This is a genomic window from Corynebacterium hindlerae (assembly GCF_014117265.1).
Classification (GTDB): domain Bacteria; phylum Actinomycetota; class Actinomycetes; order Mycobacteriales; family Mycobacteriaceae; genus Corynebacterium; species Corynebacterium hindlerae.
Genome location: NZ_CP059833.1, coordinates 1,648,901 through 1,666,226, shown reverse-complemented (window position 1 = coordinate 1,666,226; position 17,326 = coordinate 1,648,901). Strand labels below are relative to the sequence as shown.

Sequence of the window (17,326 nt, the reverse complement as noted above, 5' to 3'; positions counted from 1 at the left end):
CCGGTCTCCTTACCACTTACGAGTTCGTTGCCGGAACTATTACTGCTGGCGGCCTCGCTTAACTAGTGCCAAACCAACAAGCAGGATTACCGCACCAAAAGCAATGACTCCGCCTACCTGGGCACCGGTTTGAGCAAGTTGCTTGCCACTACGCGGCGCTTCCTTGTGGCCCGTTGGAGGCTGCGGCATGCTTGTAGTTGGTTTCACCACCGTGCTCGAGTTACCACCACTACTAAGACCACGGTCGCTCGATCCAGAGGAGCTAGATCCTGGGACGATTGGAACAATAATCGGAATTCCTCCAGGCCGCGTGGTCGTTGTCGTTACAGTTACAGGTGGAACAGAACTAGTAGTCGTCTCCGTCGGGGTTGGGGTGACCGTCTCCGTCGGGGTTGGGGGAACACTGTAGTGGTTCTTCAGCGTGGCGGTTGCGACTGTATCTTTACCACCAATCTTGGGGTTTACCGTCACCGTGGATTTATCTACTTCAAAGTTGTAACCATCAAACTTTGCCTTATCTGTGTTTTCTTCAAGGACACAGGTTGCCCCAGAGCGGATTCCTTCGATTAGAGCTGGCTGGTTGGCAGATACCTGCACAGTGCCTTTCTTGGAGTAATCATCAAGAGTGCACTTGTAGTTAACTTCGAAAAGCTTGTCCTGCAGCGTTTTCACATTGCTTCCGGTGATTTCCTTGTTCACCTTCAATGATGCAAGCCACGCCGAGTACTCATTGGTGACAGTGACCTTAGACGTGCCGTTGTCCACGATGGTTACCGAATCAAGTCCAGAAGTCTTGAGGTCTGCACCTTCGATGTCTGCGTTTTGCTCAGTGAACGTACACACCGATCCCGCAGCGATATCAGTAACTGTGCCCGTTTCCCCTGCACCAATCGGTCCCACAGTCCCAGCCTTGGTTTCATTCAAAGCGTCATTTTTACAGGTGTAGCCAAAGGTGAATTTCTTTCCTGCGGCAACACCGTCTTTGTCGATGAGTTGCTTCTCAATGCTGAAAGATCCCGTTTGTTTGGTGTAGATGTTGTTCACCTCAACAACCTGGGTTGTGTCAGCAGTGATAGTAACCGGCTTCAGCGAATCGATGACCAGTGAGTATCCGGGTACAGCTGCGCTCTTGGCATCTTCAGTAACCGTACACTGTGCGTCTGCAGGAATATCCTTGATCTCAGTTGCTCCGGCACCAGAAATCGTAGCAGTGCCCGTTTTCACTTCAGCCCCATTTTTGGCGCATTCGTAGCTAAAGGAGTAGTCCTTAGCTGGTGCATCCGCGGGCAGCCCCTTGACGGTCTTCACGATCTTGAACCCACCCACCTCTGGTTTAGGGGTGTACGCATTCTTCACATCGATAATGACAGCCTCAGTGCCCTGTTCGCGCACACCGAACTTAACCGGAGCTTCGGCTTCTTTACCGTCGACGAGCCAAGTAGTACTGAGGTTTTGTCCGGTTACAGAAGCATCTTGTTCTGAAATTTCACAGGTGTAACCCTTTTCCACGTCCGCAATGTGGAAATCCTCCCCTGTCTTCAGGGTTTTTGTGCCCTTTTTCTCAGGTTTAGTAGCGTGTGTGCATTTCCACTCAAAGTTGTACTGCTTATCAGGGTTAGATCCTAAGCCAGTGGCAATCTTACGGAGAGCAAATCCTCCAAGCTTGCCTTCTCCCCAGCCGCCAGCGGACGGAATGACCACTTCACCGGAGACGGTTTTTCCGTTCACATTGGCAGTGTTAACCACCTTGCTTCCAGGTTGTGGCAGCGTATCGGTAAAGGTAGTGACGGTGATTCGAGGTCCTGTTGATGGGTCGACACCATATGGGAACCGAACGCTAAGTTCTTTTTCAGTGCAGTTAATCTCGTAGCCGTAACCGAAAGGAACTACCTCGCTCGTAACATCCGTAAGATTGCTAGACCCGCTGGCAGTACGGCCCGCGCCGTCTACCACATAGTGGCGATCAGGAATAACGCCTTCGGTGCGGACGGCATCAACTACTACCGGCGCATACCCATTGCTGTACTTACCGGAGCACGCAAACTTATATCCTTCAGGTGCCGTATCCGTGACGGTGAAATCATTTGTTCCACTGTCACTCGCAACCGCGATGTTCCACGTAACAAGGTGGGCGGTTTTGCCGTCTACTTGAATGGATTCTCCGTAGTAGTTTCCATTCTTAGAGTTGATATGGGTGACTCCTCCGGGGCCATCCGGCGGATACACACCCAGTAGGGTGCCACTACCGCACCCACTGAAGTTGAGTGATCCTGGCTGTTCGTTGCTACCAAATCCGTCTGTACTCAAACCTGGAGCATTGCGATCCCATTCGACAGTAAAATACGCCTGTCCCTTCACTGAGAAGTGAGTATCCACATAATCCGTTAAAGTGAAAACCACCTCTTTTTTGCCTGCTTCAATGTTGGCGGTAGCAACATGATTACCACCTTCATCTAGGAGACGAAGCTCACCAGTGCCTACTGTCACAAGCTCATTAGGCAACGTGATGGAGAAGGTATCGCCCTCTTTTGATGCACTAGAAACAGACCAATCAAACTGAGCCTCAGCTCTCGCGCCTGAGTCGTTATAAACTCCGTTTGTCACCCCTGGACTACCAGTCCTCCAGGTTAAATTGCTGTATTCTCCACCACAGGTTTGCCCATGTGCCACACTAGGGAACCACACCAGCAATGAGAAGATGAGACCGATCGTTGCAAGAATCGCAAAGACGCCCCCCCCCCCCCAATTTTTGCGACCTTAAACGCGCAAGGGTCATTACATTTCCAATCTTTCAGTTATCTTCGTCGCCCAAAGCGAGCGAGTGCAAAAGTCAAACCGCCCCATTGTTCCAGATCCACCAACAAAAGCTGAGCGTTGCCAATAGATCATTAAGGTACAGTTATTATTTTTTATAGCTTACGGACTGGTAGGTAACAACCATGTCGCCACTTAGATACCCCCTAAATTATATGGCAGACACCCCTAAAGTGAGCCAATTCACATCCCATAATATGTTGCGTCATATTAAGAGTGGCATTCATCACGCCTGACAAAACCGAAGTGGAAATCTATCTCCAGCAATGCCCCTAGCACTACGGCAGCAAGCATTAGCAAAAATGGGACATGATTCACTCGAGGGTGCCAATTGTTCCCAAATCGAGTCCGGAAGGCTACTGTAAATACTGATTCATTTTCTCCATTAAAACTATTGCAAGGATCTTCTTGCAATTCCCGGACCGTAGGATATTCTTACTAGCATGCACACCAGTAACATCAGCCACTCACGTAACATGTGGGCGCGCATTATTGTCGCGGCCATTACCGCTCTCGCGCTTGCGCTCGCGTTGGCCCCTACCGCGCAGGCCGATAACCGTGGGTGGCTCCGACCGGGCTGTTCGTGGGCTCCGCAAGGTAACTTCATCCAGGCCTGCGAAGTGTGGTCTGCGTCCAACGGTCGCAACATGCTGGTCTACATCCAGGCCTCGAGTGCCGGTGGCAACGGTGGCCTCTACCTACTCGACGGCGCACAGGTTGGCGAGCGCGATTCCAACTGGGCCTCCCACTCCACTACCCCAGCGGACTATGTGAATGAGAATGTCACTCTGGTCATGCCTGCCGGTGGCGCTGGTCAGTTCTATTCCGACTGGGCCGCTCCAGCCACGAGCAGCCTCAGCTCCGAGCCGCAGCGCCCGATGTGGGAGACGTTCCTCGCTTATGAACTTCCCGGCTACCTACAGCAGCACTTCGGCGTATCTCCGCAGCGTAACGCGATCGCAGGTGTATCCATGGGCGCGATCCCGGCGCTGACGTTGGCGGCGCACCACCCCGATCAGTTCCGTCAGGCGCACGCAATTTCCGGATTCATCGACCCGGCGATGGCGACCCACGTGGGCATGATCGCAGGCTTTAGTGTGGCCATGCTCATCAACTCGGGCGCGTTCATTTGGGATTGGTGGAGCTGGAACCCTGTGGAGGCGAGCGCCCGCGCCCTGCATGCTGACCCGGTAGCCAACGCTGCACAGCTTCGCGACGGCGGTGTCAACGTTCACGTGTGGTCCGGCAATTCCTTGCCTGGCACCGGCGAGACCTACCCTGGCCCTCTGGGAGCGAATGCCATCGCTATTCACGGCGAGACATTGATCAATATGTCCACCGAGTCCTTCACAAACAAAGCCCGTAACCAGGGCCTTCATGTAAACCGCCACTTCGGTGCGGGCTTGCACACCTGGCAGCCGTGGGGTCGCTACATGAATGACCACAAGGGCGACGTGCTCTGGGCAGTAGGCTAATTCCGACTATTTGCAACCCCCGACTTTCGGGGGTTTTATGCTTTGTTCGTTACTGAGATCTTTTGGTTTCTCACTCCCCATTTCGATATATAATAATACTTACCGGTTATTGTAATTAAGTAGGTTCATATGCCTTTCTCGCAAGCTTCTTCTACCTCTTTAGAGTTCGGCGTATCGTTCTTCCGTTCACCCAGTTTCTCCGCGCCGCCCGTCGGCGCCCTACGCGATAATCTCATCGAACAAGCGGTCCTTGCTGATCAGCTTGGCCTTGATGTTTTTGGTTTTAGCGAGGACTTCGCTGTGGACATGTTGGGGATGGACCTCGCCGATTTGCTACATCAGCTTGCCGCGGCCACCAGCGACATCACACTTGCTGCTTCCATTAGCGACATCGAACGCACTGACTTGAACACTCGTAACGCACAACGAAACGACCTACAGCAGATCACCGGTAACCGCATTGAAGTGGTGATCAACCGTGACCAGGAACGCGCCACCGTAGAATCTACAAAGAGCAAGTTCAATCACCACCTGGCGGCCTGGAACGACCTCACTGATTCCAGTCCACACCACGCCACGTGGATCGAGGTTGCGGGTCGCTCTGATGCGATTCTCCAATCCGCCCAATACAATTGCCCACTACTACTGCGGGTAAACAGTGGTAGTCCCCTCGATTGGAAACCTTTCGTGGACATGTACCACGCAGCAATCTCGCGTTTTGGGCAGGAAAGTTTGCCCCTAGGTCTACTTGTTCCTGGGTTTATCGCTAACACAAAACAGGAGCCTTCTTCGCAACCTTTCGAACAGTTCGACCATGACGCTGGTTTCTTCGGATCACCAGCATCTGTTGCCGAAAAGATCGCCACGGTAGTCGAGCATCTGGGGCTCAGCCGCATTATTTTGCGCTACAACTGTGGTTCATGCAATCACGAATCCGCCATGGAATGCCTCCGTCTCTTCGCTACGGAAGTGGTACCACAGGTGCGGGAAGCATTGGCCACAAGGTAACCCAGGGACGGTGCCATAATTTGCCCCATGTTAGGTAGGGGGTGACCACAAAACCCCAGTTCACGTCGCGCAGATTTTCCTAACATGGGGCAAATTCCGGAGAATCTCCGCTGGATGCAACCATTCGAGAGGGTTCAGCAGTCTAACTAAGTATGAACCCTTTACCTAAAACCAAAGCCCAAATCCTGAATCAAGGCATCACTCCCACCCAGTTTCGCCGGAATTATGTCCGAGTGACCCGTGGGGTATATCTACCGGAAACCGACTTTCCACCTGGCGGCCCCTCAGAACTGCCCCTTTTGACGAGGGCATACGCCTCACAGATTCGTTTCCCCAGCTCAGTTTTAGGTGGTTGGGCAGCCGCCACATTACTTGGAATCAATTACTTCCAGCACAATGCCCCTGTTCACCTGCATGTGAGGTCGAAATCACTCGCATGTGATCCTGCTCTAAAGCAACGGGCATGCCGCTTGGAATTAGGAATCAAAGTCTGGCGCCAACATCGTCCACGAGCGCGCTTTCTTCAAGCGGATCGTGCGTTACTAGATTGCCTCATCGATATTCGACAAGGGCGCCACCAATGGTGGACCCCACACGTCCCAGCTATGACGCCTCAAGAAGTGATGTCTGTGCAGGTAATAGATGCTTTTCGTAAGGTGACTCAGGTGAGTCTGAGTGAAATGCTGGCCATCTCATTTGGTAGGTTCCCCCGCTCGCTCCTACAACAACTGTGGTCATTGAGCTGCGATAGATCTGATTCTCCCGCGGAAACCGTGTCCCGACTAATGATTCGGGGTCTTGCCAATTGGACCCCGCAATACGAGTTTCTGGACGAAAAGGGTTGGCGATTCACCAAAGCAGATTTTGCTAGTGAACGGCACAAAGTTGCAGTGTTCTATGACGGCGAGCATCACAACACTCCAAAACAAATCGCACACGATAAACGGGTTGACCAGCTTCTAGCGCTCCAGGGTTGGCTGTCATTCCGAATAACTAAGGAACAACTCAGAGATCCGAACGCGTTGACCGCTCGTTTGGAACGGATTCTTGCCCACCGCTCATAATCTGCCCCACGTTAGACAACCTGCTACAGTAAAACGCCAGGTCGCGCTCTGCCCGGTTTTCCTAACATGGGGCAAATTCGCCACAAACCCTGAAGCTACCCCGCGTACAACGCAAACCTGCGGAAGGGCCGCCAGATGGTCCATCCGGTGAGGAAGAGGTAGCCGGCGTCGCGGGCGAGAGTTTTGACGTAATCCATGGTTTGTGCGTCGCTAATGCCGTCTACGTTGAAGCAGCCACAGTCGATGGCGAGGCCCCGGGCCCATGCTTGGGCAATGCCGATCATGAAGAGCACGAGCACCACGGAGGAGACTTTGGCGGCACTACGCAGGAAGAGGCCTAGCAGTAGGAAGACGCCACCGGCAATCTCGAGAGGCCCGATCAATTGGGCGAGGTACCCTGACCATTCCGGGGTGAAGATTTGGTAGGCAGTGATGGCCTGTGTCATCTCCATGTGTTTGCCGAGCTTCGCGGTCCCGGCATGAATCCACACATACGCCATATAGAATCGCGCGATGGCGGAGATGACGTCCAAGAGTTTATGCATAGCGGAAAGTATATTGCAGTCATGTCTACAACTTCGCGCTGCGCGGTAAATCCCCAGCGTATCCGGGGCAAACTACCAGGACTCAAGACACGGAAATAGCCACTACCCGGCTCAACCGTTCCCTCAGCTCATCCAGGGTATTCGCCGGCTGTTCGAAGGCGATGAATGCCGAGATGAGCCCGCATCGTGAGGTGTGGAACAAGGTGATGCCAAATTCGGAGACATCCACCACGTGGGTGGCATCCCAGCGACTGACTCTGCCGTTTAGTTCACTGATAAGAGCGCTGCTGCGGTGCAGGGTTTCGGAGCAGGCGGCGTCGATAAGTCCGCGCAGTTGCTGCTCCGTGAATTCCCCGACTACTTCGCGCGCCCCCAGCGTATCTATGCATACTTCCGGCAGGTCAAGCGCCTGCGGGACGAGGTCGACCACGTCGAAGGCGGTGGGGCGCGCGCATTGGTGCATGTACACGCGGTCCAGGTGAACATGGCCCATGCGGAACGGGCCGACGAACTCCATCCATTCGATCTCGCCGATGCCGTGCATGCTGGCGGAAATTACATCGACGGCGTACTCGGGGGCCTTGAGGATGGCGTCGATGCGCACATCCATGTCCTCGAAGTAAAGGACTTCGTTGGCAAGGCAGCTCACCACGAGGTTTCCGCGCACGTCGAGGCCATGTGCCGTGATGTCTATTTTCAGTCCGGGGTCAACGTGGTAGGGCGTCATGGACATGACGCCCGCTCCGGCGAGTATGCGGCAGGCCTGGCTCCGAATGGCTTTGTTCATGACACTCCTCAAACAATCAGGTAAGGCTAACCTAATTTCCTAAGGAGGGGTGTGTCAACCTAAGGGCCGAAAAGTTCGAAGCTCTCCCCCAGCTCGAAATAGGTCGCCGGGCCACCACCACGGGCAACCGGCCGGGCATTTTCCGTGTTAAACAACCCCTCCTCCAGCAGCTCATCATCAATGTGTACGCCGACGACCTCACCGAGCACCAACCAGGTATCCAGCTCCGCCTGATCCGCGGTCGTCAAACGCAGCACCTGCGACAACCGACACTCGAACGCAGCCCGCGCCCTATCCACCAGCGGAGCCGCCACGATCCTGCCCCGACGCTTATCCAAACCTGCCAGCTCAAATTCATCCACCTCCGCCGGCACGCGTGCCGACGACTGGTTCATCGCATCCACCAACGATTCATCCACCAAGTTCCACGTAAACTCGCCGGTGGCCTCAATATTGCGGATGGAATCCTTGTAACCAATCGTGGAAAACCCAATGATCGGCGGGCGCCGGTTAAACACATTGAAAAAGGAATACGGCGCCAGGTTCGCTACGCCATCACCGTCCTGGGACCCGATCCACCCGATCGGCCGGGGCGCAATGATCGCATTCACCGGAGAATAGGGCAGCCCAATATCTTTCGTTGGCTCGTAAAAATACATAACTCATAGTGTGCCATGCACCACACTAAAGTGGGTAAGCTCGCCCTATGCAACCACTTATTCACACCACCGTCATCAACCTCGCCGTCAACCTCCCCGGCCCCTGGGCTGCAGCCCGACTCTCCCAGCTCGGTGCCCACGTCACCAGTATCGAACCACCAGGAGGCGACCCGTTTCGGCACATCGCCCCAGAATGGTTCGCCGAGCTCTCCAGCCACTACGATCTGCTCACCCTGGACCTGAAAACAGCCGACGGCGTCGCTAAGCTGGGCGAACTCTTAGCAAGCGCGGACGTGCTGATCACCTCCCACCGTCCCTCCGCCCTCACCCGCATGGGGCTGGACACCATCGACCTCTCCCACCTGTGCCACGTGGACATCGTCGGCGATGTAGACAACCCGGAACACCCCGGCCATGACCTCACCTACCAGGCCGAAGCCGGCACCCTTACCCCACCGCACTTGCCAAAAGTACTGCTCGGAGACCTCATGGGCGCCGAACAGGCCGTCTCCGCTGCGCTCGCCATGCTGCTCGAAAAGGCCCGCACCGGTCGCGGCTCGCACACCCGCATCGGACTCAAGCAAGCCGCCCTCGACGCCGCCACCCCGCTGCGCTACGGCATCACTGCCCCCGGAGGCCTCCTCAACGGTGGCGTGGACAACTACGGCCTCTACCAGGCGAAAGATGGGTGGGTGGCCGTCGCTGCCCTCGAACCGCACTTCGCCAGCCGGATGGAAGGCCGCCTGGGCTGGCTATCGAGCGCCACCGTCACCGAAATCCTCGACTGGGCCCGAAAGGAGGACGTCCCCATCTCCGAGGTGACCTAACCCGATGCTGGTCACCGCCACCCCGAGGCGTACCCTTTCCCTATGGAATTCGACCTTGCGATCATCGGCGGTGGCATTGCCGGCCTTTCCGCAGCTCTGCGTGCTGTGGAACTCGGACTGACCCCAGTGATCATCGACAAGTCCGGGCCCCGCTTCCCCGGCGCGGCTACCCACTTCGCCCAAGGTGGCCTGGCGGTCGTGGGGTTGCCCGACACCACCACCGACGATTCCGCCTCACTCCACGCCGAGGACACCATCACAGCCGGGGCACACCATAACGATGTCACGCACACCCAGGACATCATCGCTGGTGGTGCGGATGCCGTGGAGTGGCTCATCCGGCACGGTGCCCAGTTTGACCAGGTCGATGGAGTGTTTAATCGAACGTTGGAAGGCGGGCATTCTCGACGACGAATCATTCACGCCAACGGCGATGCCACGGGCGCAGAGATCGAACGTGCCCTCATCGCCGCGACAACCGCGCAGGTCATCACGGCACAGGCCCGCGCCATCACTCCCACCGGAGTGCTCACGGACCAAGGCCCCGTTGAGGCGAGGAACGTGCTGGTTGCTACCGGTGGGTGCGGGCAATTGTTTGAGGCCACCACCGCACCGCCCGGCGCGCACGGCGAAGGCATGGCTCTGGCTAAGGACGCCGGTGCTGAACTGAAAGACATGGAGTTTATCCAGTTCCATCCAACTGTGCTTGACATCCCCGGATCCGGGCAAAAGCCCCTGCTCACGGAAGCGCTGCGGGGTGAGGGAGCCCACCTGGTGGATCGGGAGGGCAACCGGCTGACAGACAATGACTTGGCGCCACGCGATGTGGTTGCTCGTGCGATCTACGGCCGGGAGGCCTTCCTGGATGCCCGCGGTATCCGCAATGTGAGAAAGCGGTTCCCCAATGTCACCCGAGGTGCAGCCACGATCGGTCTGGATCCAGCACGGGATCTACTACCGGTTCGGCCAGCGGCGCACTACACCTGTGGTGGGATCGCGACAGATTCGCATGGGCGCACCACGGTCCAAGGACTGTATGCAGCTGGCGAATGCGCCTGCACCGGGTTGCACGGCGCAAACCGGCTAGCATCGAATTCCCTGCTCGAAGGGCTCGTGGTGGGCAAACGCGTTGCCGAGGACGTTCACCGCGGCGGGTTCAGCGGCACACCCCGTCAGGACACCACCGCCCGAGCGCAGCTTACCGACACCCAATGGCGCCAACTCCGCAGCACCATGACCGCAGGCGTGGGGATTATCCGCACCCGCGAGGGTCTACTCAGCGCTCTGGACGCCCTAAGCCAGCTGCCGGATGCGGCGGCGGTGACCATTGCGAAGGAGATAGCGACGGCGGCGCTGCGTCGGGAAGCGACGCTCGGCTGCCACACTCGCAGCTAAGCGCTACCCTGGGTCGCATGGGTATTGCTGACATTGCGCGCGCGATTGAAAACACGATCAACAGCGTGGGTGGCAAACGTGCAGCAAAAGCCGGTTGGACACCGGAGTTAGAGAGCTACTTTGGCTACGGTGACGCCGATCGCATCCGCGTGCTCGCGCGGGTACTGATGCGCAACCCGCGCCCGATCAAGGTTGCGGCGGAGCGAGGCTTTCGGCAGTTTTTCACCTTGCAGGTACCCGATCACCCCGTCACGATCCGCGCCGGCCGCCAGGTAGTGAGGGCCCGTACCAGCACCAACGGTTATATTGACGTGCCCATCCGCGACCACGGGCTCGCCCCGGGCTGGCAGCAGGTGCATATCGACGTCGAAGGTGGCCAATCAGTCGCCTGCGACGTCCTCGTCCTCCAACCCGGGGTGAAGTACGGGCTGGTATCCGACATTGATGACACCGTCATGGTGACCATGCTGCCCCGCGCCCTCATCGCCGCGTACAATTCCTGGTTCTTGCGCACCAATGCCCGCAAACCAGTCGACGGGATGGCCTCCTTCTACGAGGCGCTCCGGGAAAAGTTCGGGCCGGACCTCCCCGTGTTTTACCTCTCCACCGGAGCCTGGAACACCTTCCCTGCCCTGGTGAAGTTCTTCGCCGACCACGGTTTCCCACGTGGCCCACTGCTGCTCACTGACTGGGGTCCCACCCCCACCGGCCTATTCAGAAGCGGGCAAGAGCACAAGAAAGTGCAGCTGCGGAACCTCATCATTGATTTCCCTGATATCCACTGGATCCTCGTCGGCGATGACGGGCAGCATGACCCGCTCACCTACGGCAACCTTGTGGCGGAGCACCCCGATCGGATTACGCTCGTCGCGATCCGTCAGCTCACCCCAGGCGAACATGTCCTCGCCCACGGTTCCGCGACGCCCATCGAAAGCTCCACCGCTAGCTCCCCCGTGCCGTGGATCCAAGGGGCCAACGGACGCGAACTGATCCAGCAGCTAGGCGAATCCTAGGGCTTAGTCCAGTACTTTTTCGGTCACCACGGTGAAGTCGCCTGCTGCCCCACGCAACATGTCATTTAATGCGTAATCGAGGGAGTCAAAGGCGTCCTCACCGCCACTGACCGCCGCTACTTCGTTTCCCGTGAGGCGTTCCAGATACACCCCGCCGAAATCGATGCGGTCGTCCGAGGCTTCGTTTTCAGTCCGGAGTCGCTCCCAGGCGGCGTCGGTAAGCGCGGGTACGTGCACCACGATGCGATAGGCATGGTCTTGGGTGTGTCGTCGTTGCCACTTGTCAGATGGTTGCCACATGGTTGATAGCTTAAAAGATTTTTTCCCTCGCGGAGCGCGAGAATCAGGGTGAGGTCACTACACTTGTGCCATGGAAACAGTCATTATCGTAGGCACCGGCTTGGCCGGGCTGGTCGCTGGTTTTGAGGCTGCCAAGGGCGGGAAACATGTTGTTTTCCTGGATCAGGAAAACCGCGCCAACCTGGGCGGACAAGCATTTTGGTCACTGGGCGGACTGTTTTATGTGAGCTCCCCCGAACAAAAGCTCATGCGGGTGCACGACTCCGAGGAGCTCGCCTGGCGTGACTGGGAGAACTCCGCCCAGTACGACAATGCACCCCATGACCATTGGCCGCGCCAATGGGGCCGCGAGTACGTGCACTTCGCAGCCACAGAGAAACGCTCCTACCTGCGGGAACTGGGCCTAAACGTGCTGCCGACCATCGGCTGGGCAGAGCGTGGCTCCGGCGATGCCTCCGGCCACGGCAACTCTGTTCCCCGCTTCCACCTCACCTGGGGTACCGGCCCGGAGGTGGTGCGGGTGTTCCGAGAACCGCTAGAGAAGATGGAGCAGCAAGGCCGGGTGGAGTTCCATTTCCGCCACCGCGTTACCTCGCTGATCGTGGAAGAAGGCGCAGTGGTGGGCGTACGTGGCGACATCCTGGTTCCCTGTGATGACCTGAACCGCGGCGCAGCTTCCCCCTCGGACGTGGTGAAAAAGTTTGAACTCCGTGGCGACGCCGTCGTCATTGCCACCGGTGGCATTGGTGGAAACCTGGAAAAGGTTCGCCAGATGTGGCCGTCTGATCGCTGGGGCCCCTGCCCTGAGGACGTGGTTACCGGGGTGCCGGCGCACGTGGATGGCCGGGGCATTGATGTTGCGGCCGCTGCTGGCGCGCGACTGATCAACACGGACCGCATGTGGCACTACCCGGAAGGCATGATCAACTGGGACCCGATCTGGCCTGGTCACGGCATTAGGATTATTCCGGGGCCGTCGTCGGTGTGGCTCGACGCCGAAGGCAAGCGCTTGCCGACGCACCTATTCCCCGGCTCCGATAACCTCGCGGCGCTTTCTCATATCGGCCGCACTGGTCATGGCTATTCTTGGTTCATCCTCAACCAGGCGATTGCCGATAAGGAATTTATCTTCTCCGGTTCGGAGCAGAATCCGGATCTGACGGATAAGTCCTTCCGAAAGCTGGCCGGGAAAGTCACGCCAGGGACGCACGTGGCGGTCAAAGCCTTCATGGATAACGGCGTGGACTGGGTGGTCGCTGATTCCTTGGAAGAGTTGGTGGCGGGGATGAATGAGCTTGCCCCTGTGCCGGTCTCGCTGTCGGATTTACGTAAAACGCTGGAAGATCGGGACTCCCAGCTCGCCAACCCCTTCTCCAAGGACATTCAGGTCAACTACATCCGCACCGCCCGCGGGTTCTTGGGCGATAAGATCGTGCGCTGCGCCCCACCAGGGCGAATCCTGGATCCGTCCCATGGCCCGCTCATCGCGGTGCGCCTGCAAGTACTTACCCGCAAGACGCTCGGTGGTATTGAAACTGACCTCTCCGGCAGGTGCTTCACCGCCTCCGGTGATGTGCTCCCTGGGCTTTACGCCTGTGGCGAAGCATCCGGATTCGGCGGAGGCGGCATGCACGGCAAGAACGCACTGGAAGGGACGTTCCTCGGCGGTTGTATTCACTCCGGCAAGCGAGTTGGTGAGGCGCTGGCACGCAGTTAGCGCTATCCGAAGGTGAGGGAATACAGCCTGGTACCTTCATCAGGGATCAGTTTGATGATCCCGTCGATGGGTGCTTGCTGGCGCAGCACATCAATCGTGCCGTCTTGCACCGGGAAGCTGCGCTGCGAGCCATCAGGAAGCTGAACTTTCAGCTGTCCCTCGCCTGACACCACAGCCTGTACGTGGGCCGCGTGCACGCCCACCTCTAACCAGGCCCCTGGGCCGGGAACAATGTGGTCGTCGTTGATGGTCCACTGCCCATTGAGGGTATAAAAGCCCACGTCCGGGGTGACTGCCTGAAACTCCTGCGTGCCTTGGGAGTAGTTGGGATTGGTGTAGTAACGCGCCCGCTGATGCCCGAAGTAGGTTTCCGGGTTACGGTGCTGCGTTAACTCAGTGACGCCGTGTTCTACCGGTTCCGGCAGTTGCACGTTCGGGTTAGCCTGGCGCAGCAGCTCGCGGATCAGCTGCTCGGTCTCCGCGTACGCGCCCTCCCCTTCGTGGATATGTCGTACATTGCCTTGGGCATCCACCAGATAGCGTGCTGGCCAGTAGCGGTTGTCAAAGTTCTTCCAGGTCACAAAGTCGTTATCCTGCGCGATTGGGTAATGGATCCCTTCTCGCTCGGCGGCAGCTTGCACGTTCGCGGTCTCGTGCTCGAACCCGTACTCCGGCGCGTGCACCCCCACTACTTGTAATCCGGCAGGGGCGTAGGCGTCGTAAAGCTTTGTGATGTGTTCCCCGGCGCGCTGGCAGTTGATGCAGGCGTACGCCCAGAAGTCCACCAACGTCACCTGCCCCTGCGTGAGCGTCACCGGTTCCGGGGTGTTGAGCCAGTTCGTGATGCCTGCCAGTTCTGGGGCAGCGCCACAGTCGTGCAATGTGCCGGGGTCAGCTCCTCGGCAGGCGGCGAGAGACCCACCGCCGTGAGACAACGCGCCCTTAACCACGTCATTGTTCCCCAACTGCTGCTGCACCCCTGCTGTCCAGTCCGGCACCGCACGCTGCAGCTTCTCCGGCACGTTCAGCGCCAGCGCCACAGCAAACGCCACCAACAACACACCAATGGCACGGTAGTGGCGACGCACCGCATCGACCTTTTCACCGATCTTGCCCCCAGCCAGGGCAAACACCAGCAACGGCAGCGCGGTGCCAACGGCAAACGCTAATGTGAGCACAACGGTGGAAGGCCCAATGTCGCCCGTGGCACCAGCAACGCTAATCGCCGCCAGGATTGGCCCTGCGCACGGCACATACACCGCGCCCAACGCCAGGCCGAGGACAAAACCACCCTTTTCCTTCGCTCCGCTATGCACACCGGAGGGGCGCGGAATCAACGAAAACGGCGCCTCCAGCCACTGCCCCACCCGCGGCACGATCATCCCCACGCCGACCAACGCCAGCATGGTGATCCCCACCCAGCGCAGCACATCCTTTGGTAGACCCAGCGCGTCCAACACCGCGGTGCCCAGCAGCGTGATTACCGCGAAACTTAACGTCAGTCCCCCAACCACATGCGTTGGCTTCCTGCCCACTGACGCCGTCAGAATAATCGGCAACACCGGCAAAATGCACGGCGAAATGCCCGTGACCAGGCCGCCAACCACACCAATTACTGCTAACTCAAACACGGCCAGTCCTTTCCAAATCACCTGATGTTCTTCTCACCCAGTAGTTCGACACCTCCGGTCAATCGGATTGGAGAAAAAATTTTCCATCCGATCCAATCCGATCAACACCACCCCTCCGAACTACTAAATGACGCACAAGAACACGCTTGTGCCACGTACCACGTAAGGAGAAAGTTATGTTTGCACGTACTACCGCCACCAAGCTCGGTTTGGTCGCAGCTTGCGCCACCCTGGCACTCGGTGCAGCAGCCTGCAACAACACCGATGACGCCAAGATGAGCCCGGAGCCTACCGGCATGATGACCTCCGAGAAGATGCAACCATCGGACTCGATGATGACCTCCGAGATGATGACTTCTGAAATGATGAAGCCATCCGAGGACGCCATGATGTCCTCCGAGGGGATGATGCCGTCCGAAACTGCGATGATGAAGTAACCTTTTGCGCGCGCACGTTGTAAACTCTCTGGCTATGGATCTGGAAAGTGTGCTCCTTCAAGTCGCCCAGGGTGATGAGCACGCTTTCAGCCAGTTTTATGACGAGCTTGCGCCCCAGATTTTGGGTGTGGTGTACCAGGTGATTCAGGATCGCCCACAGGCTGAAGAGGTCACTCAGGAAGTGTTCATTGAGGTGTGGCGGACCGCCGCTTCATTTGATCCGGCCAAGTCCAGCGCCCGCTCCTGGGCGCTCAGGCTGGCGCGGTCCCGGGCCATCGACCGGCTCCGCTCCGACATTGCAGCTAAACGACGCGATACCGCCGATTACGTCAAGCAAGTTACCGTCTGGTCCCCCGCTGAAGAAGAAGCCGTAGCGGAGCTGGAAGCACACCAGATTCGGAGCTTGGTCGATTCTATTGGAGAGCCACACCGCAGCGCAGTGCTGCTCGCATATTTCAGCGGAATGACTCACTCCGAAATAGCGCAAGCCACTGGTGTGCCGCTCGGCACCGCGAAAACACGCGTTCGTGATGGCCTCACTAAACTAAGAAATGCCCTGAGCAGCAACAAAGCCCTAGGAGGTGTGCGATGACCCGACCTGAGTTTCCGGAGGATATCGAAGACCTCCTCAATCGGGCCGCGCCGCCACTTAAACCAAGCGAATCGCTCAAGGCGGACATTTTCGCGCAGATTCAGCAGACTCCGCAGATCCCGCAGGAGCCACAAGAGTCGGAAGCAGTGGGCGTCGTCAAGCCACTGCGAAGGCGCCTGGCTGCGCCACTACTGACCTTGGCTGCTGTTTCCGCGCTGCTGGTGGGGTCGCTTACGTGGCTGTCTACTGAAACGTCGTCACACCAGCAGATGGATAGCATCATGGCCGCCAGCGATGCGCGGCAATCCCAAGCGAATGCAATGGGTGCACAGCTTGACATTGTGGTGTCGCAGTCGATGGGCAAAGGCGGCGCGATGGTTGACGGTATCCCCGCCGTAGGCGACGGGATGGGTGCCCAGGTGTGGGCCGTCATGGCTGACGGCAGTATGGAATCGGCTGGTGTGATCGGCCCCGAACCCCACGACGATGTGTGGATGCCACTCCCCGGCGACACCATGAAGGTAATGGTTACGGAAGAGCCGATGGCCGGTAGCGCGCAGCCGTCCGGAGCGGTACTCGCCGAAGTGTCGCTGTAGTTGGGCTTCCACCCCCAGCGTCCTAAATATGCGACAACCCGCGTAAAATTGGCTAATCTATGCAATCGTGATTACCAATATTCCTGAAATTAGTACCCTTACCTTTGTCGATCCTTTTCTGCTGACGGATCCGCTGCATATTCCCATGCTGAATAAAGCCCTCCCGTTTGCGGTGTGCACCTCCGCCACCGACGAGGACTTGCCACGTCTCATGTCGGCGATTATTAACTTCCGGGCCTTAAGCCGTCCCGAATTTCAGCTGCGCACCCAGGACGCGGTACTGAGTGCGACAGCGGTGCCTTTTGATAAGCCCGCCGATATCTGGGAGCACATCAGCTTCGGCGAGCAGCCCACTGTGCAGCGCCGCGGAAAGCATTGGGAGGTGGCACTACCCTCCACGGTACACGGCCGCCAGCTGGCTATCACCTTGCTCGACGGCAACCGGGAACCGCTGGCGGTTTGCTAG

Annotated in this window: 17 protein-coding genes; 11 read left to right on the top strand and 6 right to left on the bottom strand. The window is 57.8% G+C overall.

Translation table 11 applies throughout. The features are described from left to right. Nucleotides 1–39 precede the first annotated feature (39 nt). A complete protein-coding gene (locus tag HW450_RS08175; protein WP_182385157.1) occupies nucleotides 40–2,604 on the bottom strand; it encodes a DUF5979 domain-containing protein in 2,565 nt (854 codons plus the stop codon). A gap of 653 nt (nucleotides 2,605–3,257) precedes the next feature. Here HW450_RS08175 and HW450_RS08170 point away from each other — a divergent pair. The 3 genes from HW450_RS08170 to HW450_RS08160 all read left to right on the top strand — a co-directional run bounded on the left by HW450_RS08170 (nucleotide 3,258) and on the right by HW450_RS08160 (nucleotide 6,361). Beyond that, nucleotides 3,258–4,289 carry an alpha/beta hydrolase gene (locus tag HW450_RS08170; RefSeq protein WP_182385156.1) on the top strand — a complete coding sequence of 344 codons (1,032 nt, stop codon included), beginning with the start codon at nucleotides 3,258–3,260 and terminating at the stop codon, nucleotides 4,287–4,289. Between the two features lie 129 nt (nucleotides 4,290–4,418). Beyond that, the gene (locus HW450_RS08165; RefSeq protein ID WP_182385155.1) at nucleotides 4,419–5,297 is read left to right on the top strand and encodes an LLM class flavin-dependent oxidoreductase; all 879 of its coding nucleotides are present in this window, start codon (nucleotides 4,419–4,421) and stop codon (nucleotides 5,295–5,297) included. 605 nt (nucleotides 5,298–5,902) lie between these two features. Beyond that, nucleotides 5,903–6,361, top strand: coding sequence for an endonuclease domain-containing protein (locus tag HW450_RS08160; protein WP_182385154.1), 459 nt, complete (start codon nucleotides 5,903–5,905; stop codon nucleotides 6,359–6,361). A 95-nt stretch (nucleotides 6,362–6,456) separates the two neighbouring features. Here HW450_RS08160 and HW450_RS08155 read toward each other — a convergent pair whose 3' ends face one another. The 3 genes from HW450_RS08155 to HW450_RS08145 all read right to left on the bottom strand — a co-directional run bounded on the left by HW450_RS08155 (nucleotide 6,457) and on the right by HW450_RS08145 (nucleotide 8,352). Beyond that, complete coding sequence (locus tag HW450_RS08155; RefSeq protein ID WP_182385153.1) at nucleotides 6,457–6,906, bottom strand: MauE/DoxX family redox-associated membrane protein; 450 nt, start codon at nucleotides 6,904–6,906, stop codon at nucleotides 6,457–6,459. An 82-nt stretch (nucleotides 6,907–6,988) separates the two neighbouring features. Then, nucleotides 6,989–7,693 (bottom strand): hypothetical protein, encoded by a 705-nt coding sequence (locus HW450_RS08150; protein WP_182385152.1) that lies wholly within the window; start codon nucleotides 7,691–7,693, stop codon nucleotides 6,989–6,991. A 59-nt stretch (nucleotides 7,694–7,752) separates the two neighbouring features. After that, on the bottom strand, nucleotides 7,753–8,352 hold the full coding sequence (locus tag HW450_RS08145) for a flavin reductase family protein (protein WP_182385151.1): 600 nt from the start codon (nucleotides 8,350–8,352) through the stop codon (nucleotides 7,753–7,755). A gap of 47 nt (nucleotides 8,353–8,399) precedes the next feature. Between HW450_RS08145 and HW450_RS08140 the strand changes: the two genes are divergently transcribed. The 3 genes from HW450_RS08140 to HW450_RS08130 are packed head-to-tail and all read left to right on the top strand — an operon-like array spanning nucleotide 8,400 to nucleotide 11,587. Then, the gene (locus tag HW450_RS08140) at nucleotides 8,400–9,179 is read left to right on the top strand and encodes a CoA transferase (protein WP_182385150.1); all 780 of its coding nucleotides are present in this window, start codon (nucleotides 8,400–8,402) and stop codon (nucleotides 9,177–9,179) included. 42 nt (nucleotides 9,180–9,221) lie between these two features. Beyond that, on the top strand, nucleotides 9,222–10,574 hold the full coding sequence (locus HW450_RS08135) for an L-aspartate oxidase (RefSeq protein ID WP_182385149.1): 1,353 nt from the start codon (nucleotides 9,222–9,224) through the stop codon (nucleotides 10,572–10,574). Between the two features lie 17 nt (nucleotides 10,575–10,591). After that, nucleotides 10,592–11,587 (top strand): App1 family protein, encoded by a 996-nt coding sequence (locus tag HW450_RS08130; protein WP_182385148.1) that lies wholly within the window; start codon nucleotides 10,592–10,594, stop codon nucleotides 11,585–11,587. 3 nt (nucleotides 11,588–11,590) lie between these two features. On the opposite strand, the gene HW450_RS08125 is transcribed toward HW450_RS08130, so the two are convergent. Then, the gene (locus HW450_RS08125) at nucleotides 11,591–11,887 is read right to left on the bottom strand and encodes an XRE family transcriptional regulator (RefSeq protein ID WP_182385147.1); all 297 of its coding nucleotides are present in this window, start codon (nucleotides 11,885–11,887) and stop codon (nucleotides 11,591–11,593) included. Nucleotides 11,888–11,957: 70 nt separating this feature from the next. Between HW450_RS08125 and HW450_RS08120 the strand changes: the two genes are divergently transcribed. Beyond that, complete coding sequence (locus HW450_RS08120; protein ID WP_182385146.1) at nucleotides 11,958–13,604, top strand: FAD-binding dehydrogenase; 1,647 nt, start codon at nucleotides 11,958–11,960, stop codon at nucleotides 13,602–13,604. 2 nt (nucleotides 13,605–13,606) lie between these two features. Here HW450_RS08120 and HW450_RS08115 read toward each other — a convergent pair whose 3' ends face one another. Then, nucleotides 13,607–15,235 carry a cytochrome c biogenesis protein CcdA gene (locus HW450_RS08115; protein WP_182385145.1) on the bottom strand — a complete coding sequence of 543 codons (1,629 nt, stop codon included), beginning with the start codon at nucleotides 15,233–15,235 and terminating at the stop codon, nucleotides 13,607–13,609. A gap of 176 nt (nucleotides 15,236–15,411) precedes the next feature. Between HW450_RS08115 and HW450_RS08110 the strand changes: the two genes are divergently transcribed. The 4 genes from HW450_RS08110 to HW450_RS08095 all read left to right on the top strand — a co-directional run bounded on the left by HW450_RS08110 (nucleotide 15,412) and on the right by HW450_RS08095 (nucleotide 17,326). Further along, nucleotides 15,412–15,672 (top strand): hypothetical protein, encoded by a 261-nt coding sequence (locus HW450_RS08110; RefSeq protein ID WP_182385144.1) that lies wholly within the window; start codon nucleotides 15,412–15,414, stop codon nucleotides 15,670–15,672. A gap of 34 nt (nucleotides 15,673–15,706) precedes the next feature. Beyond that, nucleotides 15,707–16,264 carry a sigma-70 family RNA polymerase sigma factor gene (locus tag HW450_RS08105; RefSeq protein ID WP_182385143.1) on the top strand — a complete coding sequence of 186 codons (558 nt, stop codon included), beginning with the start codon at nucleotides 15,707–15,709 and terminating at the stop codon, nucleotides 16,262–16,264. Beyond that, the gene (locus HW450_RS08100) at nucleotides 16,261–16,860 is read left to right on the top strand and encodes an anti-sigma factor (RefSeq protein WP_182385142.1); all 600 of its coding nucleotides are present in this window, start codon (nucleotides 16,261–16,263) and stop codon (nucleotides 16,858–16,860) included. The genes HW450_RS08105 and HW450_RS08100 overlap by 4 nt, the downstream gene beginning before the upstream one ends. A gap of 67 nt (nucleotides 16,861–16,927) precedes the next feature. Continuing rightward, nucleotides 16,928–17,326, top strand: coding sequence for a hypothetical protein (locus HW450_RS08095; RefSeq protein ID WP_182385141.1), 399 nt, complete (start codon nucleotides 16,928–16,930; stop codon nucleotides 17,324–17,326).

Excerpts from the sequence above, each read along its gene's own strand:
- HW450_RS08165 (WP_182385155.1), top strand. The coding sequence starts at position 4,419 with ATGCCTTTCTCGCAAGCTTCTTCTACCTCTTTAGAGTTCGGCGTATCG.
- HW450_RS08120 (WP_182385146.1), top strand. The coding sequence starts at position 11,958 with ATGGAAACAGTCATTATCGTAGGCACCGGCTTGGCCGGGCTGGTCGCT.
- HW450_RS08135 (WP_182385149.1), top strand. The coding sequence starts at position 9,222 with ATGGAATTCGACCTTGCGATCATCGGCGGTGGCATTGCCGGCCTTTCC.
- HW450_RS08150 (WP_182385152.1), bottom strand. The coding sequence starts at position 7,693 with ATGAACAAAGCCATTCGGAGCCAGGCCTGCCGCATACTCGCCGGAGCG.
- HW450_RS08100 (WP_182385142.1), top strand. The coding sequence starts at position 16,261 with ATGACCCGACCTGAGTTTCCGGAGGATATCGAAGACCTCCTCAATCGG.
- HW450_RS08155 (WP_182385153.1), bottom strand. The coding sequence starts at position 6,906 with ATGCATAAACTCTTGGACGTCATCTCCGCCATCGCGCGATTCTATATG.
- HW450_RS08170 (WP_182385156.1), top strand. The coding sequence starts at position 3,258 with ATGCACACCAGTAACATCAGCCACTCACGTAACATGTGGGCGCGCATT.
- HW450_RS08130 (WP_182385148.1), top strand. The coding sequence starts at position 10,592 with ATGGGTATTGCTGACATTGCGCGCGCGATTGAAAACACGATCAACAGC.
- HW450_RS08105 (WP_182385143.1), top strand. The coding sequence starts at position 15,707 with ATGGATCTGGAAAGTGTGCTCCTTCAAGTCGCCCAGGGTGATGAGCAC.
- HW450_RS08145 (WP_182385151.1), bottom strand. The coding sequence starts at position 8,352 with ATGTATTTTTACGAGCCAACGAAAGATATTGGGCTGCCCTATTCTCCG.
- HW450_RS08110 (WP_182385144.1), top strand. The coding sequence starts at position 15,412 with ATGTTTGCACGTACTACCGCCACCAAGCTCGGTTTGGTCGCAGCTTGC.
- HW450_RS08125 (WP_182385147.1), bottom strand. The coding sequence starts at position 11,887 with ATGTGGCAACCATCTGACAAGTGGCAACGACGACACACCCAAGACCAT.
- HW450_RS08140 (WP_182385150.1), top strand. The coding sequence starts at position 8,400 with ATGCAACCACTTATTCACACCACCGTCATCAACCTCGCCGTCAACCTC.
- HW450_RS08160 (WP_182385154.1), top strand. The coding sequence starts at position 5,903 with ATGACGCCTCAAGAAGTGATGTCTGTGCAGGTAATAGATGCTTTTCGT.